Annotated in this window: 18 protein-coding genes; 11 read left to right on the plus strand and 7 right to left on the minus strand. The window is 70.7% G+C overall.

The annotated features are described in order from the left end of the window. The first annotated feature begins 130 nt into the window (after positions 1 to 130). Positions 131 to 1,456: an MFS transporter gene (locus ACZ9QC_RS33755; RefSeq protein ID WP_472916562.1), complete on the plus strand. Its 1,326-nt coding sequence runs from the start codon at positions 131 to 133 to the stop codon at positions 1,454 to 1,456. A 97-nt stretch (positions 1,457 to 1,553) separates the two neighbouring features. Here ACZ9QC_RS33755 and ACZ9QC_RS33760 read toward each other — a convergent pair whose 3' ends face one another. Further along, the gene (locus ACZ9QC_RS33760; protein WP_472916563.1) at positions 1,554 to 2,192 is read right to left on the minus strand and encodes a TetR/AcrR family transcriptional regulator; all 639 of its coding nucleotides are present in this window, start codon (positions 2,190 to 2,192) and stop codon (positions 1,554 to 1,556) included. Between the two features lie 73 nt (positions 2,193 to 2,265). Here ACZ9QC_RS33760 and ACZ9QC_RS33765 point away from each other — a divergent pair, with 73 nt between their 5' ends. The 5 genes from ACZ9QC_RS33765 to ACZ9QC_RS33785 all read left to right on the plus strand — a co-directional run bounded on the left by ACZ9QC_RS33765 (position 2,266) and on the right by ACZ9QC_RS33785 (position 6,219). Next, on the plus strand, positions 2,266 to 3,417 hold the full coding sequence (locus ACZ9QC_RS33765; RefSeq protein ID WP_472916564.1) for an acyl-CoA dehydrogenase family protein: 1,152 nt from the start codon (positions 2,266 to 2,268) through the stop codon (positions 3,415 to 3,417). Between the two features lie 117 nt (positions 3,418 to 3,534). Beyond that, the gene (locus ACZ9QC_RS33770; RefSeq protein WP_033531601.1) at positions 3,535 to 3,822 is read left to right on the plus strand and encodes a YiaA/YiaB family inner membrane protein; all 288 of its coding nucleotides are present in this window, start codon (positions 3,535 to 3,537) and stop codon (positions 3,820 to 3,822) included. Positions 3,823 to 3,947: 125 nt separating this feature from the next. Beyond that, entirely contained in the window at positions 3,948 to 4,574 is a 627-nt protein-coding gene (locus ACZ9QC_RS33775) for a TetR/AcrR family transcriptional regulator (RefSeq protein WP_472916565.1), read from the plus strand. A gap of 203 nt (positions 4,575 to 4,777) precedes the next feature. Beyond that, positions 4,778 to 5,476 carry a glycoside hydrolase family 11 protein gene (locus ACZ9QC_RS33780; RefSeq protein ID WP_472916566.1) on the plus strand — a complete coding sequence of 233 codons (699 nt, stop codon included), beginning with the start codon at positions 4,778 to 4,780 and terminating at the stop codon, positions 5,474 to 5,476. 104 nt (positions 5,477 to 5,580) lie between these two features. After that, positions 5,581 to 6,219: a polysaccharide deacetylase family protein gene (locus tag ACZ9QC_RS33785; RefSeq protein ID WP_472921889.1), complete on the plus strand. Its 639-nt coding sequence runs from the start codon at positions 5,581 to 5,583 to the stop codon at positions 6,217 to 6,219. 147 nt (positions 6,220 to 6,366) lie between these two features. Here ACZ9QC_RS33785 and ACZ9QC_RS33790 read toward each other — a convergent pair whose 3' ends face one another. After that, positions 6,367 to 6,828, minus strand: coding sequence for a MaoC family dehydratase (locus tag ACZ9QC_RS33790; RefSeq protein ID WP_472916567.1), 462 nt, complete (start codon positions 6,826 to 6,828; stop codon positions 6,367 to 6,369). 107 nt (positions 6,829 to 6,935) lie between these two features. On the opposite strand from ACZ9QC_RS33790, the gene soxR reads away from it, so the two are divergent. Continuing rightward, positions 6,936 to 7,421 carry a redox-sensitive transcriptional activator SoxR gene (gene soxR / locus ACZ9QC_RS33795; protein WP_472916568.1) on the plus strand — a complete coding sequence of 162 codons (486 nt, stop codon included), beginning with the start codon at positions 6,936 to 6,938 and terminating at the stop codon, positions 7,419 to 7,421. 29 nt (positions 7,422 to 7,450) lie between these two features. Here soxR and ACZ9QC_RS33800 read toward each other — a convergent pair whose 3' ends face one another. After that, positions 7,451 to 8,527 (minus strand): RNA ligase (ATP), encoded by a 1,077-nt coding sequence (locus ACZ9QC_RS33800; protein ID WP_472916569.1) that lies wholly within the window; start codon positions 8,525 to 8,527, stop codon positions 7,451 to 7,453. Positions 8,528 to 8,781: 254 nt separating this feature from the next. Here ACZ9QC_RS33800 and ACZ9QC_RS33805 point away from each other — a divergent pair, with 254 nt between their 5' ends. Then, positions 8,782 to 9,303, plus strand: a complete 522-nt coding sequence (locus ACZ9QC_RS33805) for a hypothetical protein (protein ID WP_472916570.1) — start codon at positions 8,782 to 8,784, stop codon at positions 9,301 to 9,303. A 79-nt stretch (positions 9,304 to 9,382) separates the two neighbouring features. Here ACZ9QC_RS33805 and ACZ9QC_RS33810 read toward each other — a convergent pair whose 3' ends face one another. Beyond that, complete coding sequence (locus ACZ9QC_RS33810; protein ID WP_045557032.1) at positions 9,383 to 9,985, minus strand: hypothetical protein; 603 nt, start codon at positions 9,983 to 9,985, stop codon at positions 9,383 to 9,385. Positions 9,986 to 10,340: 355 nt separating this feature from the next. On the opposite strand from ACZ9QC_RS33810, the gene ACZ9QC_RS33815 reads away from it, so the two are divergent. Continuing rightward, positions 10,341 to 13,157, plus strand: a complete 2,817-nt coding sequence (locus tag ACZ9QC_RS33815; RefSeq protein WP_472916571.1) for a penicillin acylase family protein — start codon at positions 10,341 to 10,343, stop codon at positions 13,155 to 13,157. An 85-nt stretch (positions 13,158 to 13,242) separates the two neighbouring features. On the opposite strand, the gene ACZ9QC_RS33820 is transcribed toward ACZ9QC_RS33815, so the two are convergent. Together ACZ9QC_RS33820 and ACZ9QC_RS33825 are read right to left on the minus strand one after the other, a co-directional pair. Next, positions 13,243 to 14,562 carry an alpha/beta hydrolase family protein gene (locus ACZ9QC_RS33820; protein ID WP_472916572.1) on the minus strand — a complete coding sequence of 440 codons (1,320 nt, stop codon included), beginning with the start codon at positions 14,560 to 14,562 and terminating at the stop codon, positions 13,243 to 13,245. A gap of 110 nt (positions 14,563 to 14,672) precedes the next feature. Beyond that, positions 14,673 to 15,929 carry an exo-beta-N-acetylmuramidase NamZ family protein gene (locus ACZ9QC_RS33825; protein ID WP_472921890.1) on the minus strand — a complete coding sequence of 419 codons (1,257 nt, stop codon included), beginning with the start codon at positions 15,927 to 15,929 and terminating at the stop codon, positions 14,673 to 14,675. 238 nt (positions 15,930 to 16,167) lie between these two features. On the opposite strand from ACZ9QC_RS33825, the gene ACZ9QC_RS33830 reads away from it, so the two are divergent. Continuing rightward, complete coding sequence (locus ACZ9QC_RS33830; RefSeq protein ID WP_472921891.1) at positions 16,168 to 16,932, plus strand: SDR family oxidoreductase; 765 nt, start codon at positions 16,168 to 16,170, stop codon at positions 16,930 to 16,932. A gap of 140 nt (positions 16,933 to 17,072) precedes the next feature. Next, a complete protein-coding gene (locus ACZ9QC_RS33835) occupies positions 17,073 to 17,666 on the plus strand; it encodes a TetR/AcrR family transcriptional regulator (protein WP_184896035.1) in 594 nt (197 codons plus the stop codon). Between the two features lie 268 nt (positions 17,667 to 17,934). Here ACZ9QC_RS33835 and ACZ9QC_RS33840 read toward each other — a convergent pair whose 3' ends face one another. Then, entirely contained in the window at positions 17,935 to 19,149 is a 1,215-nt protein-coding gene (locus tag ACZ9QC_RS33840; protein WP_472916573.1) for an acyl-CoA dehydrogenase family protein, read from the minus strand. Positions 19,150 to 19,154: the final 5 nt, after the last annotated feature.

A 19,154-nucleotide genomic window follows, 5' to 3' on the forward strand; every position in this document is an offset into this window, starting at 1 on the left:
CGTGAGCAACCCCCACCCACCCCGGGCAAGAAATCCCTCCCCGAACTGATACCCGCACGACCGTTGACCTCCATACCGTCCGGTCAGTACGTTCCCGGGAACGTCCCCGCACCCACCGGAGTGTGCTCGTATGGACACCGCTCCCGTTTCCGCCCCCGTCACCACCTCCCCTCCCCAGAGCCACCGCAAAGTGGCCACCGCCGCGGCCCTCGCCTCGGCGGTGGAGTGGTACGACTACTTCGTCTTCGGCATAGCCGCCGCCCTCGTCCTGGGCGACCTCTACTTCCCGGCCGGCAGCTCCTCCGCAGGAGTCCTCGCCGCGTTCGCCACCTTCGCCGTCGGCTTCCTCGCCCGCCCCCTCGGCGGCGTCGTCGCAGGTCACCTCGGTGACAAGCGGGGCCGCAAGCCGATGCTGGTCCTGGCGCTGACCCTGATGGGCCTCGCCACCACCGGCATCGGCCTCCTCCCCACGTACGAGACGATCGGGATCGCCGCCCCGGTCCTGCTCGTCCTCCTCCGTGTCGCCCAGGGCGTCGCCGTCGGCGCCCAGTGGGGTGGCGCGATGCTGCTGGCCACCGAGTACGCCCCCGAGGGCAAGCGCGGGGTGTACGGCAGCTTCGTCCAACTCGGTGTCCCCATCGGCGTGGTGAGCGCCAACACGATGTTCCTCGTCGTGGGCGCGGCCACCAGCGACTCGGCCTTCGCCGCCTGGGGCTGGCGCGTGCCCTTCCTGGTCGGCCTGTTCGTCCTCGGCCTCGCCTGGTACATCCACCGCCATGTCGAGGAGACCCCCGAGTTCCGCGCGGCGGAAAGGGAATTGGCGGAGAAGGAGAAGGGCGAGAAGAGCTCCCCGCTCAGGACGATCCTGCGCGGACATCTCGGCACGGTCTTCCTGGCCGGCGGCTCCTTCGCCGTGAACACCGCGACCTTCTACATCCTCATCACCGGCGTCCTCGACTACACCACCCGCGAACTCGACATGAAGCGCAGCGCCGTCCTCGCGGTCTCCCTCTGCGTCAGCCTCACCCAGCTGGTGCTGATCCCCGCCGCCGCGGCCCTCTCCGACCGCGTCGGCAGGATCCGGATCTACGCGATCGGCGCGGCCGGCATCGCCCTGTGGGCCGTCCCGCTGTTCCTGCTCATCGACACCGGCTCCCTGCTGTGGCTCGCCGTCGGCACCTTCGTCGCCAGCTGCTTCCTCAGCATCATGTACGGGCCCCAGGCCGCCCTGTTCGCCGAGCTGTTCACCCCCGAGATGCGGTACACGGGTGCCTCCCTCGGCTACCAGATCGCCGCGGTGCTCGGCGGCGGCCTCGCCCCGTTCCTGATGGTCATCCTCCTGGAGGCCACCGGGACGTCCATGGCGGTGTCCGCGTACATCATCGGGCTCTCGGTGATCGCCCTCGTCTCGATCAAGATCCTCGCGGGGAGGGCGAGTTCACGAGCGGAGGATTAGGCCGGCTCGTCGCCGACGGCCCGGGTCGCGGCTCCGGAACCCCATCCGGGGCCGCGACCCCGAGGTGTTGGTGCCCGTGCGTGCGGTTCCCCGCCGCCTATCGGGGCCCGACCCGCTCGTACTGCTGCTCCAACCCGTCCAGCAGCGCCCGCAGCCCCACCTCGAACGCCCGCTCGTCGACCTTCTGCTGCTGCTCCGCCAGCAGGTGGGCCTGCCCGAGATGCGGGTAGTCGGCGGGGTCGTAGGCGCTCTCGTCGTCCACGAACCCCCCGGCGAACGACCCGATCGCGGACCCCATGATGAAGTACCGCATCAGCGCCCCGATGGACGTGGCCTGGGCCGCCGGCCACCCCGCCTCGACCATCGCCCCGAACACGACGTCGGCGACCCGCAGTCCCGCCGGACGGCGCCCGGGTCCCCGCGCGAGGATCGGCACGATGTTGGGGTGGTCGCGCAGCGCCGCCCGGTACGACACGGCCCAGTCGTGCAGCGCGGTCCGCCAGTCCCGCCCGTCCCGGAACATCGACAGGTCGACCTGCGCGCTCACCGAGTCGGCGACCGCCTCCAGGATCTGGTCCATGGTGCGGAAGTGGTTGTAGAGGGAGGGCCCGCTCACTCCGAGCTCCGCGGCGAGCCGCCGCGTGGAGACCGCCGCCAGCCCCTCCGCGTCCACCAGCGCCCGCGCCGTCTCCACGATGCGGTCGGTGCTCAACAGAGGCTTGCGTGGTCGGGCCATGGCGCACATAGTAGGGCTGCACCCTAAAACTAGCAGTGGTAATTAAATGGGGGACTGACGAGAGGCGGACCGTGTGAACCTGGAGCTCAGCGAGGAGCAGACCGCCGCGCGCCGGCTCGCGAGCGACTTCGTGGAGCGCGAGATCGCCCCGCACGTCATCGAGTGGGACCGCGCGGAGAACGTCGACCGGGCGATCGTGAAGAAGCTCGGCGAGGTCGGCTTCCTGGGGCTCACCGTCGACGAGGAGTACGGCGGCTCCGGCGGCGACCACCTGACGTACTGCCTGGTCACCGAGGAGCTCGGCCGCGGCGACTCCTCCGTGCGCGGCATCGTCTCCGTCTCCCTGGGGCTGGTCGCGAAGACGATCGCGGCCTGGGGCGACGAGGAGCAGAAGCGCCGCTGGCTGCCGGGGCTCACGGCGGGGGAGTACGTCGGCTGCTTCGGTCTCACCGAACCCGGCACCGGCTCGGACGCGGGCAACCTCGCCACCCGGGCGGTGCGCGACGGCGGCGACTACGTCATCGACGGCACCAAGATGTTCATCACCAACGGCACCTGGGCCGACGTCGTCCTCCTCTTCGCCCGCTCCACCGACGCCCCCGGCCACCGGGGCGTCTCCGCCTTCCTCGTCCCCACCGACACCCCCGGCCTGACCCGGCGCACCATCCACGGCAAGCTCGGCCTGCGCGGCCAGGCCACCGCCGAACTGGTCCTGGAGGACGTCCGCGTCCCTGCCTCCGCGATGCTCGGCCCCGAGGGCAAGGGGTTCACGGTCGCCATGTCCGCGCTCGCGAAGGGCCGGATGTCGGTGGCCGCCGGCTGCGTCGGCATCGCCCAGGCCGCGCTGGACGCGGCGGTCCGGTACGCGGGCGAGCGTGAGCAGTTCGGCAGGCCCATCGCCCACCACCAGCTCGTCCAGGAGCTCATCAGCGACATCGCGGTGGACGTCGACGCGGCCCGGCTGCTGACCTGGCGGGTCGCCGATCTCGTCGACCGGGGCCGGCCCTTCGCCACCGAGGCCAGCAAGGCCAAGCTCTTCGCCTCCGAGGCCGCCGTCCGCGCCGCGAACAACGCCCTTCAGGTCTTCGGCGGTTACGGCTACATCGACGAGTACCCGGCCGGAAAACTCCTGCGCGACGCCCGGGTGATGACCCTCTACGAGGGCACCAGCCAGATACAGAAACTGCTCATCGGGCGGGCGCTGACGGGCGTTTCGGCGTTCTGAGCCCGGCTCCGCGCTCGCCGCGGCCCAGGTGTGGGGCCGCGGCTCTGAGTACGCGGCACCGCCGGCTGAGTATCCCGACGGATGTGGTTCGCGCCACAACCGTCGAACCATGTCCCCATGAGTGAGACACCGGTCAAGCAGCAGAACACGGCGGCCTTCTACGGCCAGGCCGTCGCCTCGTTCGCCGTCGCCATGGCGGCCACGACCGTCGGCATCTACAACCTCGACGCCGACACCTGGGTCCGGGCCTTCCTGGCCATCGCGGTCCTCTACCTGGTGACCTCGTCCTTCACCCTGGCCAAGGTGATCCGTGACCGCCAGGAGGCCGGGCGGATCGTCAGCCGGGTCGACCAGGCCCGGCTGGAGAAGCTCCTCGCCGAGCACGACCCCTTCGAGAAGCTCTGAGGCCGGGCGCGACCCCCGGCGCGCGACCCCCGCCACCGAGGGGCACAGCCCTGAGCGGGCCTTCTAAGCGCCCGCTCACCTTCGGCGGTATGGTGGTGCCCAGCCATCGAAGGGACGAGCGAGCGATGAGTACGGCGGAGGAAACGGCGGGCGGCGAGCCGCAGCCGTGGGGCGAGGTCAGTCCGGAGGCGGCCCGGCGGCTGCTGATGGCCGCCGTGGAGGCCTTCGCCGAGCGTGGCTACCACGCGACGACGACCCGGGACATCGCGGGCCGCGCGGGGATGAGCCCCGCCGCGCTGTACATCCACTACAAGACCAAGGAAGAGCTGCTCCACCGGATCAGCCGCATCGGTCACGAGAAGGCCCTCGACGTCCTGCGGACGGCGGCCCGCTCCGAGGGCGGCCCGGCCGACCGGCTCGCCGAGGCCGTGCGCTCCTTCGTCCGCTGGCACGCGGGGCAGCACACCGTCGCCCGCGTCGTGCAGTACGAACTCGACGCCCTCGGCCCCGAGGCCCGCGCCGAGATCGTCGCCCTGCGCCGCGAGAACGACGCGGCCGTGCGCGGCATCATCGAGGACGGCGTCGCCTCGGGCGACTTCGACGTCCCCGACGTCCGCGGGACGACCGTCGCCATCCTCTCCCTCTGCATCGACGTGGCGCGCTGGTTCAACGTCAACGGCCCCCGCACCCCCGACGAGGTCGGCGCGCTCTACGCCGACCTCGTCCTGCGCATGGTGGGCGCGAAGAAGTGACTCCCGCGATCGGCCCCGCCTTCGAAACATTCGAAGGCCGGGGCCGTTGCTCTTGTGCCGTCCACTGACCTTTTGGCGGATTGTCGCTGGTGTGGAGCGCGAATGTTTCGGGGTCGGTGCCGAATGTATTGACAGTTGGCAGGGGCAGGCCAACACTCCCGGGGTGACAGGGCAATCCACGAGCCCGAGGAGGACGCGAGCGTATGGACGACGCACCCGCACCCACTCCCACCCCGCCCCCGAGCCGCAGGCTCTTCATGAGCGGTGTCTGCGCGACCGCGATGGCCGCGGCGACCACGCTGGCCCTGCCCGGCACGGCCCGCGCGGACACGGTGGTCACCAGCAATCAGACCGGCAGCAACAACGGCTTCTACTACTCCTTCTGGACCGACGCCCCGGGCACGGTCTCCATGACCCTGGCCTCCGGCGGCACCTACCGGACCTCCTGGCGCAACACCGGCAACTTCGTCGCCGGCAAGGGCTGGAGCAACGGCTCCCGCAGGACGGTGACCTACTCGGGCTCCTTCAGCCCGTCCGGCAACGCCTATCTGACCCTCTACGGCTGGACGGCCAGTCCGCTCGTCGAGTACTACATCGTCGACAACTGGGGCACCTACCGGCCCACGGGCGCGTACAAGGGCACGGTCACCAGCGACGGCGGCACGTACGACATCTACCGGACCACGCGCTACAACGCCCCCTCCGTCGAGGGCACCCGCACCTTCGACCAGTACTGGAGCGTCCGCCAGCAGAGGCGGACCGGTGGCAGCATCACCACCGGCAATCACTTCGACGCCTGGGGCCGTGCCGGAATGCCACTGGGCAACTTCCGCTACTACATGATCATGGCGACGGAGGGCTATCAGAGCAGCGGCAACTCCAGCATCACGGTCGGCGGTTGACGATGACCGCTCCGTTCCCGGCCCAGCCGTCGGCACGTCCGTCGGCGCGGCCCTCCCGACACCGGTCCCTACATTCCCTGGTGGCGCTCCCGGCCGCCGTCGTGATGGCCGCCGTGGGCGCCCTCACCGCCGGCGCCGCGGCACCGGCGGGGGCCGCCGGGGCCGTCGCCTGCAACGGGTACGTCGGACTCACCTTCGACGACGGCCCGACCGGCAACACCTCGGCCCTGCTCAACTCGCTGCGGCAGAACGGGCTGCGGGCCACCATGTTCAACACGGGCCAGAACGCGGCGGCCAACCCCGCCCAGGTTCGCGCCCAGGTCTCCGCCGGGATGTGGGTGGCCAACCACAGCTACACGCACCCGTATCTGACCCGGCTCTCCACGGCGCAGATCGACTCGGAGCTCGCCCGCACCCAGCAGGCCGTGGCGAACGCGGGCGGCGGCACTCCGCAGTTGTTCCGGCCGCCGTACGGGGACACCAACGCGACGGTGAAGTCCGTCGCGGCCAGGCGCGGCCTGACCGAGATCCTGTGGAACGTCGACTCGCAGGACTGGAACAACGCCAGCGCGGACGCGATCGTGCAGTCCGTCGGCCGGCTCACCAACGGGCAGGTCATCCTCATGCACGACGGGCCCGCGAACACGCGTGCGGCGATCCCGCGCATCGCGCAGACGCTGGCCGCCCGCGGTCTGTGCTCCGGGCGGATCTCGCCCCAGACCGGACGCGCCGTGGCGCCCTGAGCCCGGTGACGGTGGTCCGCCCCGGCGGGCAATGCCCGACCGGTGCGCACAGCAGTACCCGTGGCGCGGCGGATTCTCGACTCCGCCGCGCCACATCACGGGCTGGGCGAAGCCGCGTCACCGGCTCTGCAGCGCCCCGGCGCCCGCTCAGAAGTAGTAGCGCGACACGGACTCCGCCACGCACACCGGCTTCTCCCCGCCCTCGCGCTCCACGACGACCGCGGCCGTGACCTGGACGCCGCCGCCGGCCTCCGTGACGTCCTGGAGGGTCGCGGTGGCGCGCAGCCGGGAACCGACCGGCACCGGCGCCGGGAAGCGGACCTTGTTCGTGCCGTAGTTGACGCCCATCCTGACGTTGTCGACCTTGAGGATCTGCGGCACGAGCAACGGCAGCAGGGACAGGGTCAGATAGCCGTGGGCGATGGTCGTCCCGAAGGGCCCGGCCGCCGCCTTCTCCGGGTCCACGTGGATCCACTGGTGGTCACCGGTGGCCTCGGCGAAGAGATCGATCCGCTTCTGGTCGACCTCCAGCCAGTCGCTGTACCCCAGCGACTCGCCCACCGCCGCCTTCAGCTCCTCGGCGGACGTGAAGATCCTCGGCTCTGCCATGTCTCGGCCTCCCTGCTCCCGATGTCTAAGCGACTGCTTAGCATGGTCGGCCGCACGATCCCTGTCAACGGACCGTGACCCTTTCGGGTATGGGTAGGCTCGGAGGGGTGCCCCAGATCCCTGAGAAGATCCACGAGTTGACCGTCGGCCAGCTGTCGGCCCGTAGCGGTGCCGCCGTCTCCGCGCTGCACTTCTACGAGTCCAAGGGGCTGATCAGCAGCCGCCGCACCTCGGGCAACCAGCGCCGCTACAGCCGGGACACCCTGCGCCGGGTGGCCTTCGTCCGGGCCGCGCAACGCGTCGGCATCCCGCTCGCCACGATCCGCGAGGCACTCGCCGAACTGCCCGAGGAACGCACCCCGAACCGCGAGGACTGGGCCCACCTCTCCGAGGCCTGGCGGTCCGAACTGGACGAACGGATCAAGCAGCTGAACCGGCTGCGCGACCACCTCACCGACTGCATCGGCTGCGGCTGTCTGTCCCTGGACACCTGTGTGCTCTCCAACCCCGACGACGTCTTCGGTGAGCGGCAGAGCGGTTCCCGCCTCCTGGTCGAGCGCCGCACGACCGAACGGCGCGAACCCGGGAGCTGACAGGGCGGCTCCCGGGTTCGCGCCGGGCGTCACTCGTACTCCGTGCCGCCCTTACGGGTCAGGTACGCCGGGCTGACCGCCTTGGCGACGGCCCGCCCGCCGGTCACGGGGCTGTACCGCTCGGTGACCGGCCGGATCACGACCCCCTCGCGCAGGTGCAGTTCGCGCCCGGAGACGGTCTCCCGTCCTTCGGCCACCTCCAGGACGAGGTCCGCTGCGTACGGACCCTCGTACAGCCGTGGCACCAGCGGCAGTTCGCCGTCGAGCAGCGCGGACAGCTCCGCGGAGTCCAGCCAGCGGACCCGGCCGTCGATGTCCGCGCAGACGTCGAACACGGCGTACCCGAGGGTGTCGCGGCGGCCGTCCGCGCCGTACGTCAGGTCCTGCACCCCGGCGCCGTAGACCTCGCCGAAGATCCCGATCCGCCGCGCGCCGAGCCGCTCGGCGAGCCGGGCGGCGGTCTCGCCCACCCGGTGGCCCTGGACGGCGCGCCAGTACAGATTGCGCGGATCCTCCTTCAGGGCGAGGGACTTCGAACCGAAGCCCTTCGAGGACACCAGCACCCGGCCGTCCTCGGCCAGATACGTGACCAGGCAGGCCGTGCCGTGCAGCTTCTCCGTCAGGACGACCGGTTCGCCGGGCGTGAAGATGCCGGGGTGGCGCTGGATGTTCTCGATGTCGACCCAGGGCAGCAGATCCGGCGCCGACTCGACCTCGCCGCTCATCGTGGGCGGGATCGACGGCACCCATTTGACGATGCCGAGCCGCTCCGCGAAGTCCGTGCCGTCGGTGACGGCGGCCCTCAGATCGACGTCCGCGAGGGCCCGTGGGCGGCAGACGATGCCCTGCGACAGCTCGCCCCGCAGCCGTACCGCCTTCACCCGGTCCGAGTTGCCTCCCGCCAGCCGGCCGGTGAGTCCCAGTTCCTCGATCAGCGGCGCGGGGAGCACGGACTGCTCCGGGATGTACACGGCGGTGTCACCGGTGCGGTACGCCCCCTTCGCCACGACGGCCCGGTACAGGCCCACCTGGGCCAGTTCGAGCGCGTCGGCGTTCGGGTGTTCGTGGATCGTCAGCACTTCGGCGGTGACGCGCAGCGTCGACATCGGCCTCTCCTCGTTCCTGGGACTCAGGGCTGTCTCATCGCCCCCAACTGTCCGCACGGGAAAGGGGTGGAGCGAGCGGATTTCGCCCTGGTAAGAGCGCGCCCCGCACGCGCCGGGCGCCACCCGTGCCGTGCCGCGCGCACGCCACGGAGTGCAACCGCTTTCGTGGCAACGGTGTCATGGACACGGAGGGGTGGCGCGGCGCGTCCCCCGGGCATTGACACGGCAAGGGCACAGCAGGGCGAGGAGCGCCGATGAGCGTCGTCATCTGTTCGCTGAAGTGGGAGAAGGCCCACTCGGGGACGCAGCGGATCACCTACGACTCGGACGGCTACCATCTGGTGCGCTTCCCGTACGAGGCTACCGAGGAGTCGTACGACCCCTGGAAGATGCACGACCCGGCGAACGGCGGTGGCGCCGCCGCGAAGTTCCCCGACCCGCGCTCAGGACTGATCTGGCCCAGCCATGACGGCTGGGGCGTGCTGTCGGCGATGGTGTTCTGGGAGGCGGACGCCAGGACGCTGGAGTACCGCACCCGTTTCGTGCGCGATCCCCTGAACCTGACCAAGAAGAAGTACGACTCCACGGGCACGACGGACAGCGTGCGCACCCGGGGCGGCCAGTACCGGACCTGCGTGTGGCAGATGTTCGTGCACAAGGGCATGCCGCTGGGCCTGAAGATATCCGCGCGGGGGGCGGGGGACACCAGGCGGGCCACGGCGATCACCCTCGCCGAGTTCAAGCTCGCCATCCACACGGACGTCAAGAAGCCGTAGCCGTCACGCGGTACCGGAACGGAACCTCGTCGACCACACATGCACGGGGGTGCGGCATCCCCGGCGCACCCCCGCCGCGCTAGGCCGAGACCAGCAGTCGCCCGCGCCTGGACTCCGCCAGGGCCTCGGGAGTGAGTACCGGTCGTGGCACCACGATTCCGCACTCCGTGCAGACCGGGCCCGAGGACGGTTCATGGGCCAGGTCGTACATCCAGACGAGGCGCTCGCCCTCGCACACCGGGCAGGTCGAGCCCGGTTCGCGCTCCAGCGCGGCGATGAGCCGGCGCAGCACCTCCGCCAGTGGTTCCCGGGGGTGGACCTTCGGGTCGTCGCACCACGCGACACCGAAACCGCCCCAGGTCAGCCGGTGCCAGTCGTCGACACTGCCCGGCCTGCGCAGCCCGTCGTACTTCTCCTTCTTGCGGCGCCGCGCGAACTGCACCTCGTAGTCGAGCCAGACGGAGCGGGCCTCTTCCAACTCCTCCAGTGCGGCCACGAGCCGCGCCGGGTCGGGGTTGCGGTCCTCGGGGCCGAAGCCGGCCCGCGAGCACAAGTGGTCCCACGTCGCCCGATGCCCGTAGGGGGCGAACCTCTCAAGGCACTTGCGCAGTGAATACCGCCGCAGTGCCAGATCGCACCTGGGATCTCGCACCTGTCTTGCCAGACTCCGGAAACCGGCCATCGCCCTGCACCTCCGTCACACCTGCACCTGAACTTCGGTCACTTCGGCGTCGTCGTCGGGACGTCGTCGAATAGACGTATCGACACGCGATTCGGCTCCATCCGATTTCCGATGACCTCCATAAGTCGTCTCCTGGGTCGTTCACGGACCGCTCCTGTCTTCGTCCGACTGTCTCTGACTTCTTCTCGCGCTCTTGTTGAGCTTCTTCTTGGGCTTACGACTACTTCTGAGTACCTGTTCACGCTGTCCGTCACCTGTGTGCCCGCGGTGTTCCGGAAAACGTGACGCATGTTCATCTTCAAAGTCGGGGATACCGGCGGTAACATCCCGCCCACCCCTGTCAGGAGGAGCTGCCATGCCCTGGCGCACCCCACGCACCTCACGCAACGCACCGGACAGACTGAGAACTCCCCGCAGATTCCCGGAGTTCCTCAAGGCCGCCTCCCTATGCGCACTGGTTGCCGGTCTTTTGTCGCCTCTTTCCCCGGCTTCCCCGGCGGCGGCCGCCGACACCGGCGCCGTACGGGCGGCGGCGGCCGCGACCGACCACTGCGGCGGACAGTGCTCCGACATCCTGCCGCCCGGCCAGAACGGCAACGCCACCCTCGCCCAGATCCTCCTCAACCAGGCGTTCGGCTCCATGCCGGAGAACGCGAGCAACCAACTCGGCCCCTACAACAACCTGGCCACCGGCTACCCGGGCCTCACCAACTCCACCATCAACACCTTCTTCAACGACGCCTCCTTCGGCGTCGCCTCCGACCAGGTCGCCTCCACCCTGAGGCCGGCCGGCCGCACCGACGTCACGATCGTCCGCGACAAGAAGACCGGTGTACCGCACATCACGGGCACCACCCGCTACGGCACCGAGTTCGGCGCCGGCTACGCCGCCGCCCAGGACCGGCTGTGGCTGATGGACGTCTTCCGCCACGTCGGCCGGGGCAAGCTGACCCCGTTCGCGGGCGGCGCCCCGTCCAACCAGGGCCTGGAGCAGGAGTTCTGGCGCCACGCCCCCTACACCGAGGCCGATCTGCAGGCCCAGATCGACAAGGCCGTGGCCGCCAACGGCGAGCGCGGGCAACTGGCCCTGGCCGACGTCAACGCCTACGTCGCCGGCATCAACGCCTACATCGACGCCTCCGACAGCGGCCGTTACTTCCCCGGCGAGTACGTCCTGACCGGCCACAAGGACTCCATCACCAACGCCGGCACCATAGAGAAGTTCAAGCCCACCGACCTGGTCGCCCTGGCCTCCGTCATCGGCGCCCTCTTCGGCTCCGGGGGCGGCGGCGAGGTCAACAATGCCCTCTCCCTGCTGGCCGCCCAGGAGAAGTACGGCGTCACCGAGGGCACCAAGGTCTGGGAGTCCTTCCGCGAGCGCAACGACCCCGAGGCGGCCCTCACCGTCCACGACGGCAGCTTCCCGTACGCCACCAAACCCGCGGACCCGCAGGGCATGGCCCTCCCCGACGACGGCACGGTCGCCGAGGAACCCCTCGTGTACGACCGCACCGGCAGCGCGGCCACGTCGGCCTCCACGAGCCTGTCCGCCAAGGCCACCGACAGCGCCCTCAGCTCCGCCCGGCGCGGCATGTCCAACGCGCTCGTCGTCAGCGGCGAGCACACCGCGAGCGGACACCCCGTCGCCGTCTTCGGCCCGCAGACCGGTTACTTCGCCCCGCAGTTGCTCATGCTCCAGGAGATCCAGGGCCCGGGCATCAGCGCCCGCGGCGCCTCCTTCGCGGGCCTGAGCATGTACGTCGAACTGGGCCGGGGCCAGGACTACGCCTGGAGCGCCACCACCTCCGGTCAGGACATCATCGACGCGTACGCGGTCGAGCTGTGCCAGGACGACGTCCACTACCTCTACCACGGCACCTGCACGGCCATGGAGAAGGTCGAGCAGACCAACGCCTGGAAGCCCACCACCGCCGACTCCACCCCGGCGGGTTCGTACCGCATGCAGGTCTGGCGCACCAAGTACGGCCCCGTGACACACCGCGCCACGGTCGACGGCAAGAAGGTCGCCTACACCACCCTGCGCTCCTCGTACCTGAACGAGGCCGAGTCGATCATCGGCTTCCAGATGCTGAACGACCCGGACTACGTCAAGGGTCCCGAGAGCTTCCAGAAGGCCGTCCAGAACATCAACTACACCTTCAACTGGTTCTACGCCGACTCCACCCACACCGCGTACTACAACAGCGGTGACAACCCGGTGCGCGCCACGAGCGTCGACCCCGAGTTCCCGGCCTGGGCCCGGTCCGCGTACGAGTGGCGGGGCTGGAACCCGACCACCAACACCGCCGACTACACCCCGCCCGCCGAGCACCCCAACTCCATCGACCAGGACTACTACATCTCCTGGAACAACAAGCAGGCCGCCGACTACACCGCCGCCCCCTGGGGCAACGGCTCCGTCCACCGGGGCAACCTCCTCGACGACCGGGTGAAGAGGCTGGTCGCCGCGGGTGGCGTCACCCGGGCCTCCCTGACGAAGGCCATGGCCGAGGCGGGCCTCGCCGACCTGCGGGCCGAAAACGTCGTCCCCGACCTGCTCAAGGTCATCAACAGCAGCACGGTCACGGACTCCGCCGCCGCGGCGGCGGTCACCAAGCTCCAGACCTGGGTGACGTCCGGCTCGAAACGCACGGAGACCTCCGCCGGTTCCAAGACCTACGCCCACGCCGAGGCGATCCGCATCCTGGACGCCTGGTGGCCCCTGCTGGTGAAGGCCGAGTTCGAACCCGGCCTCGGCACCGACCTGTACGGCGCCATCACCGCCAACCTGCCCATCGACGAGTCCCCGTCCGCCGCGCACGGCCCCACCGGATCCCACGCCGGCAGTTCTTTCCAGTACGGCTGGTGGAGCTACGTCGACAAGGACATCCGCGCGGTGCTGGGCGAGACGGTGCGGGGCCCGCTGGCGAACACGTACTGCGGCGGCGGCAGTCTCAGCGCCTGCCGCACCCTCCTGATCAACACCCTCAAGGAGGCGGCCGGCAAGACCGCCGCGCAGGTCTACCCCGGCGACGCGAACTGCTCGGCCGGCGACCAGTGGTGCGCCGACTCGATCATCCAGCGGACCCTGGGCGGCATCAAGCACAACAAGATCAGCTGGCAGAACCGGCCGACCTACCAGCAGGTCGTGGAGTTCACCTCACACCGGTGAGCGACGCCCCGTACCGGCGCCACCGGTGCGGGGCGGTGTGCACGCCGGTGAGAGCCGGTGAACGCGTGACGGCGGCGGGCCCGGATCAGGCGACACGGCCCGCCGCCAGCACCACCCGGGCCAGCTCACGGTGGCAGATGTCGCTGTGGGCCCCGGACGGCGCGCCGCCGCGCCGCACCACGGCCGAGGCGTCGACGTTCACGCACCCCGTCGCCGGCAGCCGTGCCTTGAGCGCGTCGGCCAGCTCGAACGACCGCGTCCCCTTGACCGCCTGCACCCCGCCGTAGCCGAGGGCGCCCCACTTCCTGCCCAGCACGCTGTTCACGCTCAGGCCCAGTACCGTGCGCGCGTCGCCCGCCATCCGGGAGGCCAGCGGGTAGATCGTGCCGAGCGCCGAGTCGTGCCTGGAGTGGCAGCACACCAACGGGCCGTCGATCCGCTTGTGCTGCCCGTTCAGTACCCCGCTCGCCCGTTCGTCGTGCGGCAGCCGGGACGCGAACGCGTAGTGCGAGAAGGCCGCCTGAAGGAGCGTCACCGATTTCACGGACCGCACACCCTCCGGCAGCCCGCGCAGCGCGAACGACACCAGACGGGCGCCGAAACTGTGCCCGACGAGGTGCACCCGCACGTCCGGCGAGGTCTCCGCGAGCTGTCCGAGCAGCCGCCCGAGCCCTCGCTCACCGACCGTTCCGGCCCGCCGCTTCATCGCGAAGTAGGTGGCCTGACGCAGGAGTTCGTGCGCGCCGTCCCACGCCTGGGGAGGGGTGACGGCGGCCCCGGTCGGCACACCCGGGGTCTCGACCTCCGCCAGCGCGGCCGCGAAGTCCGCGCACACCGTCGCCGTGTCCCCGCACAGCATCCCGGGTGTGCCCTCCGGCGCACCCGCCGCGACGGTGTCCGCCGTGAACGCGTCCTGCGGCGCCCGTGGCTCCACCTCGACCAGCAGGCGTACGAGCCGTCCGAACTCCTCCAACGAGGCGCCCTCGTCCGGCCGTCGCTCCAGCAGCCGGGCGAGCTGTTCGACGACGGTGGCCCGCCCGGGGAAGACCTCCGCCAGCGCGTGCCGGGTGTTCTTGTCGAGCGCCGGGCGACCGGGCGCGAGGGCGGGCACCGGCCTGAAGTCCGGGATCGGCTCGTCCGAGAACCGCATAGAGGGCCACAGCACGCCGACGTACCCCAGCCTCGCGGTCGGCGCGAGCACCGGGAACGGCTCGAAGAAGCGGCTGTAGTGCCCGGTCGCGCCGGACCGGTCACTGTTCCAGCCGTGCGCGAAGACGACCAGATCCGCCACCCCGCGCCCGCCGACCCCGGTGAGCAGCCGGTCCCGCTGACCGGTGTCCACGTCCCCGTCCGCGTCGAAGGTCAGTTCCCAGTAGGGAGTCACGCTCATTTCCGGAACCGCCATGACGAGCCCCCTTCGGCCCCCGTTGGTGGTGCGCTCAGGCGCATGGTCCTGCCAACGGCGAAAGATGGCCATACGTCACGTACGGCCGGACTCGTGATCCGAACGTCCGGCTAGCGGTAGAGCAGATACTCCTTGCGCACCCTGCGGAACGCGGCCAGTTCCTCCTGCCAGCCGGCCACGACCTCGTCCGTGTCCGCGCCCGCGTCGATCATCGTCCGCACCCGCGCCGAACCGGTCAGCTTGTCGATCCAGTTGTCCGGTCGCCAGGCGAAGCCGCTCCACACCTTCCTGGCGGTCACCAGAAGGCCGATCCCCGTGCGCACCGGGTCGTACGCGGCCCGGTCGTGGACATGGATCTGCACACCCCCGATGGTCCTGCCCTGGAACTTGGAGAACGTCGGCGCGAAGTACGCCTCCCTGAAGTGTGCGCCGGGCAGACCGAGTTCGTTCGCGGCGGCCGCCCACCGTCGGTCGATCCCCTCCGCGCCGAGCAGCTCGAACGGCCGGGTGGTGCCCCGTCCCTCGGACAGGTTCGTCCCCTCGAACAGACACGTCCCGGAGTACACGAGCGCGGTGTCCGGCGTCGGCATGTTCGGGCTCGGCGGCACCCACGGCAGCCCGGACGCGTCGTGGAACCGCGACCGCTTCCACCCCGACATCAGTACGGTCTCCAGCGGTACCGGCGCGGTGAGGAACTCGCCGTTGAACAGCCGGGCCAGCTCCGCCACCGTCATCCCGTGCGCCTGCGCGATGGGCTGCCGCCCGACGAACGTCGCGAACTCCTTGTGCAGCACGGGCCCTTGGGCGCTGCGCCCGGTCACCGGGTTCGGCCGGTCCAGCACGACGAAACGCTTCCCGGCCAGCTGGGCCGCCTCCATGCAGTCGTACAGCGTCCAGATGTACGTGTAGAAGCGGGCGCCCACGTCCTGGATGTCGAAGACGACCGTGTCCACGCCGGAGGCGGTGAAGATGTCCGCGAGGGGGCGGCCGCTCTTCTGGTACGTGTCGTACACGGGCAGTCCCGTCGCCGGGTCGTCGTGGCGGCCCTCGGAGCCGCCGGCCTGGGCGGTGCCGCGAAAGCCGTGCTCGGGGCCGAAGACGGCCCTGAGGTCCACGCGGTCGTCGGCGTGCATCACGTCGACGATGTGGCGGGCGTCGCGGGTGACGCCGGTCGGGTTGGTGACGATGCCGACCTTCTGGCCGCCGAGGATCTTGTAGCCGTCCCCGGCCAGACGCTCGAAGCCGGTGCGCAGCCGTTGGCGGGTTGCCTCGGCCGGGGGTGCGGTGGTGAGGCCGGCGGTGGAGGCGCTGGCGGTGGCCGCCGTGGCCGTGGAGGCGGCGAGGAAGGTGCGGCGGGAGAGGTGCATGGGGGTGACCTCCGTCATCGCTGAGCGGTGTTATGGGCAGGCTAAGCGCTTCCGCGGCTGGTTTGTCGTCCGCGGGACGTGTGGGGCTGGTCGCGCCCACGCGGCGGAGCCGCAAATGTCACAGCCCCGCGCCCCTGACGGGGCGGGGGTCGGTGGCACCCTTCCTCTCGACATACCGACCGGTTAGTCTGACCGTCTTGGTGGACTGATTCTTGATACGTCGCGTCGAAGGAGACCGATCGTGGGAGCCGTGCAGGGTGCTGGTGTGGTCGTCACGGGAGCCGGTGGTGGGATCGGGGCCGCGCTGGCGCGGCGGTTCGCGGCGGAGGGGGCCCGGGTCGTCGTGAACGACCTGGACGGGGACCGGGCGAAGGCCGTGGCCGACGAGATCGGCGGGATCGCGGTGCCCGGGGACGCCTCGGCGATCGTCCCGGCGGCGCGTGACGCGCTCGGCGGGACCGTGGACGTGTACTGCGCCAACGCCGGGCTCGCCTCCGGGGGGACCGAGGCCGCCGACGAGAAGGTGTGGGCGCTCGCCTGGGACGTCAACGTGATGGCGCACGTCCGGGCGGCCCACGAGCTGCTGCCGGCGTGGCTGGAGCGCGGCAGCGGGCGTTTCGTGTCCACGGTCTCGGCGGCGGGCCTGCTGACGATGATCGGCGCCGCGCCCTACAGCGTCACCAAGCACGGGGCGTACGCCTTCGCCGAGTGGCTGTCCCTCACCTACCGCCACCGGGGCGTCAAGGTGCACGCGATCTGCCCGCAGGGGGTGCGCACCGACATGCTGACGGCCTCCGGCAGCGCGGGCGACCTGGTGCTCGCGCCGACCGCGATCGAGCCCGAGGACGTGGCCGACGCGCTCTTCGAGGGCATCGAGAAGGACCGCTTCCTGATCCTGCCGCACCCCGAGGTGGCCGCCTACTACCAGGCCAGGGCGGCCGACCCGGACCGCTGGCTGACGAACATGAACCACATCCAGCAGAAGTGGGAGACCACGGGCTGACCGCCCTGCCCGGCGGACGGGCGCCGGAGAGTGGGATGATCCTCCGGCGGGAGCGCCCGATTCCGCCCGATCGGGAACCGGTCGAGGCCGGACGGGCGACCAGTAGGCGACGACAGAACCTCGGAAGGCAGGTGGCGGCAGTGCCCAGGACGACGGACGGAGACGGTACGCCCGTCCCGCAGCGGCTGCTGGCCGCCGCCACCCGGCTCTTCGCCGAGCGGGGGTACGACCGCACCTCCGTGCAGGAGATCGTCGAGGCCGCGGGTGTCACCAAGGGCGCGCTCTACCACTACTTCGGCTCCAAGGACGACCTGCTGCACGAGGTGTACGCGCGCGTGCTGCGGATCCAGCAGGAGCGGCTGGACGCGTTCGCGGGGGCCGACGCGCCGGTGGAGGAGCGGTTGCGGGGGGCCGCGGCGGACGTCGTCGTCACCACCATCGACAACCTCGACGACGCGATGATCTTCTTCCGTTCGATGCACCACCTGAGCCCCGAGAAGAACAAGCAGGTCCGCGCGGAGCGCCGCCGCTACCACGAGCGCTTCCGGGCGCTCGTGGAAGAGGGCCAGGAGACCGGGGTCTTCTCCAAGGCGACCCCGGCGGACCTGGTCGTCGACTACCACTTCGGCTCGGTCCACCACCTGTCGACGTGGTACCGCCCCGACGGCCCGATGACCCCACAGGAGGTCGCGGACCACCTGGCGGACCTCCTGCTGAGAGCACTGCGCCCGTAGGGCGCCTCATGGCTCGGGGCCGCCCTGTCTCGTGGGCGGGTGCGGGTGAGTGGGGCTTCTCGCGCAGTTCCCCGCGCCCCTAAAAGACCAGGCCCTGCGGGCCTAAAAGACCAGGGCCCGGCGGCCTTGAGAGGCGACGGGGCTGCGGGTTGAAAAGCACGGGGCGCAGCCCCTGCTTTTCAGGGGCGCGGGGAACTGCGCGACCAGCCCCCACTCACCCGCACCCGCCCACGAAACCCGCACCCCCGAGCTACAAGGCGCCCCGCCCTCACACGTACCGCTTCAGCTCCCGCCGGGCCAGCGACCGCTGATGCACCTCGTCCGGCCCGTCCGCGATCATCAGCGTCCGCGCCCCCGCGTACAGCTCGGCCAGCGGGAAGTCCTGGCTGACACCCCCCGCTCCGTGCAGCTGGATCGCCCGGTCGATGATGTCCACGACCGTCCGAGGCGTGGCGATCTTGATCGCCTGGATCTCCGTATGGGCCCCCTTGTTGCCCACCGTGTCCATCATCCAGGCCGTCTTCAGCACCAGCAGCCGCAGCTGCTCGACGGCGACCCGCGCGTCGGCGATCCAGTTGTGCACCACGCCCTGCTGCGCCAGCGCCTTGCCGAAGGCCTCCCGGGCCACCGCCCGCCGGCACATCAGCTCGATCGCCCGCTCGGCCATCCCGATGAGCCGCATGCAGTGGTGGATGCGCCCCGGACCCAGCCGTGCCTGCGCGATGGCGAACCCGCCGCCCTCCTCGCCGATCAGGTTCGACGCCGGCACCCGCGCGCCCTCGAAGATCACCTCGGCGTGACCGCCGTGGTAGTGGTCCTCGTACCCGAAGACCCGCATCGCCCGCTGCACGGTGACACCCGGGGTGTCGCGCGGAACCAGGATCATCGACTGCTGACGCCGGATGTCGGCGCCGTCCGGGTCCGTCTTGCCCATCACGATGAAGATCTGGCAGTCGGGGTTCATGGCCCCGGAGATGTACCACTTGCGTCCGGTGACGACGTAGTCGTCGCCGTCGCGCTCGATCAGCGTGGTGATGTTGGTGGCGTCGGAGGAGGCCACCTCGGGCTCGGTCATCGCGAACGCCGACCGGATCTCACCGGCGAGCAACGGCTCCAGCCACTGCTTGCGCTGGGCCTCGTCACCGAACTGGCTGAGCACCTCCATGTTGCCGGTGTCGGGCGCGGCGCAGTTCAGCGCGGTCGGCGCCAGCTGCGGGGACCGGCCGGTGATCTCGGCGAGCGGCGCGTACTGGAGGTTGGTGAGCCCCGCGCCGTACTCGGAGTCGGGCAGGAAGAGGTTCCACAGGCCCTGCCTGCGGGCCTCGGCCTTGAGCTCCTCCACCACGGCCGGTGTGTCCCACGGCGAGGCCAGCTCGGCCCGCTGCTCCTCGGCCACGGCTTCCGCCGGGTACACGTACTCGTCCATGAAGGCGAGGAGCTTGGCGCGCAGCTCCTCCGTACGCGCGTCGAATGCGAAATCCATGGGGA

It is taken from the genome of Streptomyces sp. HUAS MS02 (assembly GCF_055702265.1).

Bases quoted from the DNA above. Each gene is read 5' to 3' on its own strand.
- ACZ9QC_RS33755 (WP_472916562.1), top strand. From the start codon at position 131: ATGGACACCGCTCCCGTTTCCGCCCCCGTCACCACCTCCCCTCCCCAG.
- ACZ9QC_RS33760 (WP_472916563.1), bottom strand. From the start codon at position 2,192: ATGGCCCGACCACGCAAGCCTCTGTTGAGCACCGACCGCATCGTGGAG.
- ACZ9QC_RS33770 (WP_033531601.1), top strand. From the start codon at position 3,535: ATGAGTGAGACACCGGTCAAGCAGCAGAACACGGCGGCCTTCTACGGC.
- ACZ9QC_RS33775 (WP_472916565.1), top strand. From the start codon at position 3,948: ATGAGTACGGCGGAGGAAACGGCGGGCGGCGAGCCGCAGCCGTGGGGC.
- ACZ9QC_RS33780 (WP_472916566.1), top strand. From the start codon at position 4,778: ATGGACGACGCACCCGCACCCACTCCCACCCCGCCCCCGAGCCGCAGG.
- ACZ9QC_RS33785 (WP_472921889.1), top strand. From the start codon at position 5,581: ATGGCCGCCGTGGGCGCCCTCACCGCCGGCGCCGCGGCACCGGCGGGG.
- ACZ9QC_RS33790 (WP_472916567.1), bottom strand. From the start codon at position 6,828: ATGGCAGAGCCGAGGATCTTCACGTCCGCCGAGGAGCTGAAGGCGGCG.
- ACZ9QC_RS33800 (WP_472916569.1), bottom strand. From the start codon at position 8,527: ATGTCGACGCTGCGCGTCACCGCCGAAGTGCTGACGATCCACGAACAC.
- ACZ9QC_RS33805 (WP_472916570.1), top strand. From the start codon at position 8,782: ATGAGCGTCGTCATCTGTTCGCTGAAGTGGGAGAAGGCCCACTCGGGG.
- ACZ9QC_RS33810 (WP_045557032.1), bottom strand. From the start codon at position 9,985: ATGGCCGGTTTCCGGAGTCTGGCAAGACAGGTGCGAGATCCCAGGTGC.
- ACZ9QC_RS33815 (WP_472916571.1), top strand. From the start codon at position 10,341: ATGCCCTGGCGCACCCCACGCACCTCACGCAACGCACCGGACAGACTG.
- ACZ9QC_RS33820 (WP_472916572.1), bottom strand. From the start codon at position 14,562: ATGGCGGTTCCGGAAATGAGCGTGACTCCCTACTGGGAACTGACCTTC.
- ACZ9QC_RS33825 (WP_472921890.1), bottom strand. From the start codon at position 15,929: ATGCACCTCTCCCGCCGCACCTTCCTCGCCGCCTCCACGGCCACGGCG.
- ACZ9QC_RS33840 (WP_472916573.1), bottom strand. From the start codon at position 19,149: ATGGATTTCGCATTCGACGCGCGTACGGAGGAGCTGCGCGCCAAGCTC.